The 8,865-nt window shown below is 76.6% G+C and carries 8 protein-coding genes; 2 read left to right on the forward strand and 6 right to left on the reverse strand.

All coding sequences use genetic code 11. From position 1 onward, the window contains the following. From GSF02_RS17975 to GSF02_RS18000, 6 genes are all read right to left on the reverse strand, one after another. On the reverse strand, nt 1–219 hold a 219-nt coding region (locus GSF02_RS17975; RefSeq protein WP_159798738.1), incomplete at its 3' end, for a hypothetical protein. Nucleotides 220–376: 157 nt separating this feature from the next. Next, nucleotides 377–2,953, reverse strand: coding sequence for an ABC transporter permease (locus GSF02_RS17980; protein WP_159798739.1), 2,577 nt, complete (start codon nt 2,951–2,953; stop codon nt 377–379). Further along, nucleotides 2,950–3,783: an ABC transporter ATP-binding protein gene (locus GSF02_RS17985; RefSeq protein ID WP_159798740.1), complete on the reverse strand. Its 834-nt coding sequence runs from the start codon at nt 3,781–3,783 to the stop codon at nt 2,950–2,952. The genes GSF02_RS17980 and GSF02_RS17985 overlap by 4 nt, the downstream gene beginning before the upstream one ends. A gap of 209 nt (nt 3,784–3,992) precedes the next feature. After that, nucleotides 3,993–4,409 carry a PPOX class F420-dependent oxidoreductase gene (locus tag GSF02_RS17990; protein WP_159798741.1) on the reverse strand — a complete coding sequence of 139 codons (417 nt, stop codon included), beginning with the start codon at nt 4,407–4,409 and terminating at the stop codon, nt 3,993–3,995. Nucleotides 4,410–4,498: 89 nt separating this feature from the next. Continuing rightward, nucleotides 4,499–5,215, reverse strand: a complete 717-nt coding sequence (locus GSF02_RS17995) for a response regulator (protein ID WP_235915685.1) — start codon at nt 5,213–5,215, stop codon at nt 4,499–4,501. Further along, nucleotides 5,212–6,570: a sensor histidine kinase gene (locus tag GSF02_RS18000; protein WP_159798742.1), complete on the reverse strand. Its 1,359-nt coding sequence runs from the start codon at nt 6,568–6,570 to the stop codon at nt 5,212–5,214. The genes GSF02_RS17995 and GSF02_RS18000 overlap by 4 nt, the downstream gene beginning before the upstream one ends. A gap of 135 nt (nt 6,571–6,705) precedes the next feature. Between GSF02_RS18000 and GSF02_RS18005 the strand changes: the two genes are divergently transcribed. Further along, nucleotides 6,706–7,389 carry a response regulator transcription factor gene (locus GSF02_RS18005; protein ID WP_159798743.1) on the forward strand — a complete coding sequence of 228 codons (684 nt, stop codon included), beginning with the start codon at nt 6,706–6,708 and terminating at the stop codon, nt 7,387–7,389. Nucleotides 7,390–7,392: 3 nt separating this feature from the next. Next, complete coding sequence (locus GSF02_RS18010) at nt 7,393–8,730, forward strand: ATP-binding protein (RefSeq protein WP_159798744.1); 1,338 nt, start codon at nt 7,393–7,395, stop codon at nt 8,728–8,730. The last annotated feature ends 135 nt before the right edge of the window (nt 8,731–8,865 follow it).

An 8,865-nucleotide genomic window follows, 5' to 3' on the forward strand; every position in this document is an offset into this window, starting at 1 on the left:
CGTGACTCCCGGCAGCAGCGGGCGCTCGCCGGCCACGGCGTCGTCGTCCACCGCGACCCCGTCGGCGGTGAGCGGGGCGTGGCGCAGCTCGGGCCGGCGCAGCAGCTCGGCGAGCTCGGCGCGGACCTCCCCGAGGCGCGCGCCCGCGGGCAGCAGCACGTCCTCGCCGGGGTGCACGGTCACGCGCACCCCGGCCGCGGCGTCGGGCAGTGGGGTCACGGCCACCAGCGTGGCCCAGGCGTCGCGCCGGGCGCCCGGGCCTGTGGACGGCGCCGGGCGCGGACTGCCGGGGCGCACGGCCAGCGCCCGGCCCCGGCACGACGACGGCGCCCCGCGAGCCGGGCTCGCGGGGCGCCGTCGGGGCGCGGGGCAGGCGTCACTCGGCGGCGAGCGCCTCCACCGGGGAGGTCCGCACCGCGGACCGGCCGGGCAGCACCGACGCCAGCAGCCCGGCGACCAGCGCCACCACGGCGACCAGCGCGACGTCCCGCCACGGCACGCTCAGCGTCACGTCGCCCATGATGCCGAGCGCGGCCAGGGACCCGGCCCAGCCGTAGACGAGGCCGAGCACGATGCCGAGCACCGCCCCGACGCCGGCGATGAGCATGCCCTCGATCGCGAGCATCCAGCGCAGCTGGCCGGTGGTGACGCCGATGGCGCGCATCGTGGCCGACTCGCGCCGGCGCTCGATGACCGACAGCGACAGCGTGTTCGCCACGCCGATCAGGGCGATGACGACGGCGACGGCCAGGAGACCGAGCACGATGCCGAGCGCGGTGTCGACCACGTCCTCGAAGCTGGCCCGCTCGACGGCGGCGCCGCTGACGGAGGCGAGCTCGCCGGTGTCCGCGACCGTGTCCTGGACGTGCCCCACCCCGGCGCGCGCGTCGGCCCCGGGGTCCAGGGCGAGCCACATGGCCTCGGTGGTCGGCCGGGTCACCAGCGCGCGCAGGTCGGCGGGCAGGACGAGCACCTCGCCGATGCCCGTGTCGCTGGTCGCCAGGTCGAACGTCACCGTGCCCGCGTCGCCGGTGAGGGTGAGCCGGTCGCCGTCGCGCAGGCCCCAGGCGTCGGCCACCTCGGTGGGCACGACGGCGGTGCCGGGCGCGAGCGCCTCCACGGGCTCGTCCAGCCGCAGCGCCGCCAGGGCGGCGTCGCGGTCGACGCCCTGCACGGTCACGACGGTCTCCTCCTCGGACGACGTGCCGTCGCCGAGGGTGGCGACGCCCGACTGGAGCAGCGCGACCGCCGCGACCTCGTCGACCGCCTCGACGGCGTCGATCACCGTCTGCGGCAGCACGGTCGCGCCGCTGTCGTCGGTCTGCGCGCCCTGGACTGCCACGTCCACGGGGAACTGCCCGTCGAGCGCCGCGGTGAGGCTGGTGCGGGCGCTCGCGGCGCCGGTGGACATCATCGCCACGAGGGTGACGCCGATGAGCAGCGCCGTGCTGGTCGAGGCGGTGCGGCGCGGGTTGCGCAGCGTGTTCGCCGCCGCCAGCCGCGCCGTCGGGCCGCTGCTGCCCACCAGGCGCCCGGCCAGGCCGGTGACCTTGGGCAGCCAGAACACCGCGGACACCGCGACGCCGACGAACGACGTCGCGCCGCCGAGGATGCCCAGGGCCAGGCCGAGGGACGGCTCGCGGGCCACCGTGCCGAGCGCGGCGCCGCCGGCCAGCAGCGCGAAGCCGATCACCGTGGCGAGCACGGACAGCACCAGGCGCACGCGCCCGGCGCCCTTCTCGGCCGTCGGCGCGTCCAGCGGGCGCAGCGCCGCCAGCGGCGCGACGCGGGTGGCCACGCGGGCCGGCACGAGCGCCGCGGCGACGGTCACCAGCGTGCCGACGACGATCGGCACGGCCACGACCTGCCACGTCACGGTGATGGTCGCCGGCAGGGACGCCGCGACCGGGCCGGTGCGGGCCACCCACAGCGCGAGCTGGCCGAGGCTGGCGCCCACCAGGACGCCGAGCACGGAGGTGACGACGCCGAGGATGGCGGCCTCGAGCAGCACGCCGGCGCCGACCTGCCGCTTCGACGCGCCCACGGCGCGCAGCAGGGCGAGGGTGCGGGCCCGCTGGGCGACCAGCACCTGGAAGGTGTTGGTGATGACCAGGCCGGCCACCAGCAGCGCGATGGACGCGAACGTCAGCACGAAGATGAGGAACATGAGGTTCTCGCCGCCGGTGAGCTCGGCCGCGGCGGCCTCGGCGTGCTCGTCCGGGGTCACGACGTCGAACGCGGAGCCGAGCGTCGTGGCGAGGTGCGCGCGCACCGCCTCGAGGTCGGCGCCGTCGGCGAGCAGCAGGCTCGCCTCCGGGTAGGTGACCTCGCCGCCCGCGGCGTCGGCCCCCCACTGGTCGAACGTGTCCTGGGTGACCACGGCCGCGCCGCCGGACATGCCGTAGGCGTTCTTCGGGTCGGCGACCAGGCCGCTGATCGTCATCGGGTCGACGACCTGCTCGAGCTCGCCGGTCTCGGGGTCGCCGGGCACGTCGCGCACGACGTCGACCGTGGCGCCCACGCCGAGGCCGAGCCGCTCGGCGACGTCCGGCGGCACCGCGATCTCGTCGGCCGCGGACGGGGCGGCGCCGTCGGTCAGCTCCAGCGGCATCAGGCGCGGGTCGTCGGGCTGCGGGATGACGCCCTGGTAGATGGTGCGGTTGCCGTGCGTGAGGCCCTGGTACGCCAGCGACTGCGGGGCTGCCGAAACGACGCCGGACGTCGTGGCGACCGACTCGAGCTGGGCGGGGGAGAGCTCGGCGCCCTCGGCGGACTCGACCACGAGGTCGGCCGCCGCGTACCGCGCGGCGATGGAGTCGTAGGTGGAGCGGGTGATGAGGTTGCCCGCCAGCAGGGTGGCGGCGACGAACGCCGTGCCGATGACGATGGCGATGCCGGCGGCGGCGAGCCGCCCGACGCTGCGGCGCATCTGCGCCAGGGTGATGCGGATCATCGGGCGCCCGCCTCCGGGCCGCCCGCGGCGGCGTCGGGCACCGGCGACTCGAGCGAGCGCAGGGCGTCGAGGCCCGCGAGCACGGCCTCGGGGGTGGGGTCGGTGATCTCGCCGGCGATCCGGCCGTCGGCCAGCAGCACCACGCGGTCGGCGTAGGCCGCGGCCGCCGGGTCGTGGGTGACCATGATGATCGTGCGGCCCAGCTCGCGGACGCTGCGGCGCAGGAAGCTGAGCACCTCCGCGCCGGATCGGGAGTCGAGGTTGCCCGTCGGCTCGTCGGCGAACACCACCTCGGGCTTGGCGATGAGCGCGCGGGCGATGGCCACGCGCTGCTGCTGGCCGCCGGACATCTCGCTGGGGCGGTGGCCCAGGCGCTGCTCGATGCCGAGCGTGCGCACCAGGGTGGTGAACCACTCGCGGTCCACGGTGCCGCCGGCCAGCTCGACCGGCAGGGTGATGTTCTGCTCGGCGGTGAACATCGGCAGCAGGTTGAACTGCTGGAAGACGAAGCCCACGCGGTCGCGGCGCAGCAGCGTCAGCTCCTTGTCGCCCAGCCGGGTGATCTCCGTGGCGCCGATGAACGCCTGCCCGCTGGTCGCGGAGTCGAGGCCGGCCAGCAGGTGCATGAGCGTCGACTTGCCGGAGCCGGACGGGCCCATGATCGCCGTGAACCGCCCGGCGGCGAAGTCGACGTCGACGGCGTCGAGGGCGCGGACGCTCGAGGCGCCCTTGCCGTAGGTCTTGGCGAGGCCGCGCGCCCGCACCGCCGCGCCGGGGGCGCTGCGGTGGGAGGTCGCGTCGGCGACGGGGACGAACGTGGTGCTGTCCACGGGTGCTCCGGTTCTGTCGCTGGGTCGAGGTGAGCCGACGAGGGTCGTCTCAGTTCGACCACGACGCTACGGAGCCGCAGGTCAGGCGTCGTCAGGCCGGGGGCTGGTCCTGCCCGGCCCCCGTGTCATCCCCTGGTCGTACACGGGGTCGTCCGACGGTCGCCCGGGTGCGCCGTGGGCACCCGGGCGCCGGCGGCAGCGGCTGCGCGTCAGGAGCCGCCCCAGGGCGACCCGCCGGCCCACGCGTGGTACCGGGTGATCTCCATCCACGCCGAGACGCGCGGGTCGGTGCGGTTCCCGTACTGCTGGCCGGTGTAGTGCGTCGCCAGCCGGTCGATGTCCGCCAGCCCCTCGTCGTCGACGATCTCGGTGACGCGCCCGCGCAGGGAGACGTGCCGGTACCACTCCTCGCCGTCGAGCACGGTGAGCGAGACGCGCGGGTCGGCGCGCAGGTGCTCCAGGCGCGCGCGGCCGGCGTCGAGGTTGAGCAGAACGCGCCCGGCGTCCCACAGGTACCAGGTGGCGACCGTGACGGGCGCGCCGCCGGGGGAGACGGTGCCCATCACGGCGGGGTTGGGGCGGCGCAGGATCTCGACGAGCTCGTCGGGCAGGGGCGGTCGGGGCACGGGTCCTCCTCGGTCGGGGCCGGCCGACGCGGCCGGCGTCGTCGCCAGGGTAGGCCGGGGCTCAGGACGCGGGGTTCAGGACGCGGGGCTCAGGACCCGGGGCGGACCAGGCCCGTCTCGTAGGCCACGACCACCGCCTGGACGCGGTCGCGCGCGCCCAGCTTGGCGAGGATGCGCCCCACGTGCGTCTTGACCGTCGCCTCGGCGACGAACAGGTCGCCGGCGATCTCCGTGTTCGACCGGCCGCGCGCCATGAGCACCAGCACCTCGCGCTCGCGGTCGGTGAGCTGGGCGAGGGCCTCGTGCTCGGCGGGGGCCGACGACGCCGGCAGGGCGGTGACCAGGTGCTCCAGCAGGCGGCGGGTGGACGACGGGGCGATGACCGCGTCGCCGCGGTGCACCGTGCGGATGGCGGTGAGCATCTCCTCCGGCGGGGCGTCCTTGAGCAGGAACCCCGACGCGCCGGCGCGGATGGCCTCGAGCACGTACTCGTCGAGGTCGAAGGTGGTCAGCACGATGACGCGCGGCCCGCCGTCGCCCGCAGGGGCGCCGGAGCCGTCGCCGTCCGCCCCCGTGAGGCGCGCGGTGGCCGACAGCCCGTCGAGGTTCGGCATGCGCACGTCCATGAGGACGACGTCGACCGGCGTCTGCCCCAGCACGCGCAGGGCCTGCAGGCCGTCGGACGCCTCGGCGACCACGGTGAGGTCCGGCTGGGAGTCGATGACCATCCGGAAGCCCGCGCGCACGAGCTGCTGGTCGTCGACGAGGGCCACCCGGACGGGTCCGTCGGTCGTCTGGTCGGTCACTGCGTGGTCTCCTCGGGGGCGGTGGCGGGGGCGGCGCCGGGAACGGGGGCGCCGGCGGCGGCCGTGCCCGCGGGCAGCGGCATGGCGAACCGTACGCGCCAGCCGCCGCCCGGGCGGGGACCCGCGGTCACCGTGCCGCCGAAGAGCGCGGCGCGCTCGCGCATGCCGAGCAGGCCGAACCCTGGCCCGCCGGGGCCCATCGCGCCGGCGTCGCCGTCCGCCTCGGCGGCGGCCGACGCGCCGCGCCCGTCGTCGGAGACCGCCAGCTCCACCGCGCGCTCCGTCCACTGCAGCGCCACCGTGACGGTGGGGGACGGCCCGGCGTGCTTGCGCACGTTCGACAGCGCCTCCTGGCAGATGCGGTGCAGCGTGAGGCCGGCGCCGGGCGGCAGGCGGCGCGGGGTGCCGACCCGCACCAGCGACACCTGCATGCCGCTGTCGCGCGCCTGGGCGACCAGGGAGTCGAGGTCGGCGTCGTCGGGCTGCGGGGACAGCGGGACCGCGGCGCCCGGCGCCGCCCCGTCGCCCGCGGGCACGCCGCCGGGCAGCGGGGCGCGCGGCGCCGCGTCGGCGTCGTCCGAGCGCAGCACCCCCAGCAGGCGGCGCATGTCCGCCAGCGCCGCGCGCCCGGTCTCCGAGACGACGCCGAGGGCGCGCGCGGCGGCCTCGGGGCTGGTCGCGGCGGCGTACCGGCCGCCGTCGGCCTGGGCGATGATCACGGTCAGCGAGTGGGCGACGATGTCGTGCATCTCGCGGGCGATGCGCGCCCGCTCGGCGGAGGTCGCGATGCGGGCCTGCTGGTCGCGCTCGATCTCCAGCCGGCGCGCGCGGTCGCGCAGCGCCTCGACGGTCTCGCGCCGGGCGCGGCGCATGAGCGCGAAGGCCCAGACCGCGACGGCGCTGACCGCGCCCATGATGCCGAACGCGGCGGCCCCGGACAGGTCGCCGGCGACGACGTAGAAGAACGCCGTGAGGATGCCCGCGCCGAGCATCGCGGTGGTGATCGCGGCGCGGTGCGCCCAGACGGGGCCGCGCACGGTCACGGCGTAGAGCACGATCAGGATCGCGAAGTCCGCGGGCATGACGAAGGGGATGCCGGCGACGACGTGCCCGAGGGCCGCCGCGGCCACGACCGCGGTGGCCGGCACGGGGCGCACGTACCGCCACGCCAGCGGCGCCCACAGCGCGGCGGCCCACAGCGCCGCGCCCCACGTGCCGCCGCCGTACGGCGTGCCGCTGGACGCGTAGGCGGCGCTGCCGACCACCACCCACGGGGCGGTGAGCGCCACGACGACCACGTCGACGGCGAAGCGGTGCCGCTCCGTCCACGCGGTCCACCGCTCGTACCAGCCCATGGCGGCAAGGCTAGGGGTCGTCGCCCCGGGCGTGCGTCCACCCCGGGGCGGACCGGCCCGGGCGCGCCGTCCGCCCGCCGGTGGACACGCCGCGGTCGGCCCTGGCAGACGGGTAGTTGCGGCTACCATGGCGGAATGACCCACGTGCTTCTAGCCGAGGACGACCCGGCGATTGCCGAGCCGTTGGCCCGGGCGCTCACGCGTGAGGGTTACGACGTCGTCGTGCAAGGGACTGGTCAAGGCGCGATCGAGAACGCGGCCACCGCCGACATCGTCGTCCTCGACCTCGGCCTCCCGGACATGGACGGCCTCGACGTGGCGCGCGAGCTGCGGGGCAGCGGCCTGACCGTCCCGATCCTGGTGCTCACCGCCCGTGCCGACGAGGTCGACCTCGTCGTGGGCCTCGACGCCGGCGCCGACGACTACGTCACCAAGCCGTTCCGGCTCGCCGAGCTCCTCGCCCGCGTCCGGGCGCTGCTGCGCCGCACGCACGGGGAGTCGGTCGAGGAGGAGGAGCTGCGCGCCCAGGACGTGCGCGTCGACGTCGCCGCGCACCGCGCCTTCCAGGGCGACCGCGAGCTGCACCTGACCACCAAGGAGTTCGACCTGCTCAAGGTGCTGGTCGCCAACGCCGGGTCGGTCGTGGTGCGTGACACCCTCATGCGCGACGTGTGGGGCTCCGACCCCGTCGGCTCGACCAAGACGCTGGACATGCACGTGTCCTGGCTGCGCCGCAAGCTCGGCGACGACGCGAACGCGCCGCGCTACGTCTCCACCGTGCGGGGTCTCGGCTTCCGGTTCGAGCTCGGCGCGGCCTGACCGGTGCGCCGCCGCGTCCTGCTGGCGACGATCTCGGCGGTCGCCGTCGCGGTCGTCCTGCTCGGCGTCCCGCTCGGGCTCACCGGCGCCCGGCTGGTGCTCGACAACGAGCAGCAGCGCATCTCCGACCGGCTCGAGACCCTCGCCCGCAGCGTCGAGTCCGCCCAGGAGCGCGACGACGTCGTCTCCGACAGCGTGCTGACCCGCGGCGCGGACGGCCGCACGGGCGACGTCCCGGCGCACGTGGTCGTCCAGCTGCCCGACGGCACGCAGCTCGAGGGGGGCACGCCCGTGGAGGGCCCGGCCGTCGAGGTCGCCCGGTCCACCGAGCTGCGGGCCAGCGTCGTCATGACCGTCTCGGCCTGGCCGGTGTGGCTCAAGGCCGCCCAGATCGTGCTGCTCACCGTGGCGGCCGGCATCGTCGCCATCGCCGCGGGCGTCGCGATGGCCGTCTGGCAGGCGAACCGGCTCTCGGCGCCGCTGGTCTACCTCGCCGCGTCCGCGGAGCAGCTCGGCTCGGGCCAGGTGCGCCCCCGCCTCGACCCCTCGGGCGTCGAGGAGATCGACCTGGTGGCCGCCGAGCTCGCCCGCACCGCCGACCGTATGGCCGGCCGGCTGGCCGCCGAGCGGCAGTTCGCGGCGGACGCCTCGCACCAGCTGCGCACCCCGCTGACGGCGCTGACGATGCGCCTGGAGGAGATCCAGGCCGCCTCGAAGGACCCGGACGTCCAGGAGGAGGCGCGCATCTCGCTGGAGCAGGTGGAGCGGCTCGTCACCGTGGTCGACGACCTGCTGGCCGCCTCCCGCAGGTCGCAGGGCGGCACCACCGAGGCGGTGCGGCTGCTCGACGTCATGCACCAGCAGGCGGAGGAGTGGGGTCCGGTCTTCGAGCGCGCGGGCCGCGAGCTCGTCGTCGACGTCTCGCCGGACCACCGCGTGCTGGCCACCCCCGGCGCGCTCGCGCAGGTGATCGCCACCCTGCTGGAGAACTCGCTCAAGCACGGCGACGGCCGCACCACGGTCCGCTCCCGGCCGTCGGGCACCACCGGCGCGGTGGCGGTCGAGGTGTCCGACGCCGGCCCGGGCGTGCCGGACGACATCGCGCCGCGCATCTTCGAGCGCGGCATGACCTCCGGGGCGGGCACCGGCCTGGGCCTCGCGCTCGCCCGCGACCTCGTGGCGGCCGACGGCGGCCGGCTCGAGCTGGCGCAGCGGCGCCCGCCGGTGTTCGCGCTGTTCCTGCAGGGCGTGCCGCGCACGCTCGACCCCGGCGTGGTGCTGCCCCCGGGCACGACGATCAGCGCGCACGGGCGGCGCCCGCGCCGCCGCAAGCAGGCCTGAGGGCCGCCGCGGCACCCGCCCGCTGAGCGCGGGCGGGCGCCGCGCACCCGCACAGCCGGCCCCCGGGTCGCCGGTTAGGCTGACCGCATGACCAGCGGGGCGCAGACGCCGTCGAGCGCGGTGGCTGCGGCCCCC

Source organism: Puerhibacterium puerhi (genome assembly GCF_009846865.1).
GTDB classification, from domain to species: domain Bacteria; phylum Actinomycetota; class Actinomycetes; order Actinomycetales; family Cellulomonadaceae; genus Puerhibacterium; species Puerhibacterium puerhi.

What these genes read in the sequence shown, in the direction of transcription:
- GSF02_RS17980 (WP_159798739.1), bottom strand. Translation starts at nt 2,953, where the DNA reads ATGATCCGCATCACCCTGGCGCAGATGCGCCGCAGCGTCGGGCGGCTC.
- GSF02_RS18000 (WP_159798742.1), bottom strand. Translation starts at nt 6,570, where the DNA reads ATGGGCTGGTACGAGCGGTGGACCGCGTGGACGGAGCGGCACCGCTTC.
- GSF02_RS18005 (WP_159798743.1), top strand. Translation starts at nt 6,706, where the DNA reads ATGACCCACGTGCTTCTAGCCGAGGACGACCCGGCGATTGCCGAGCCG.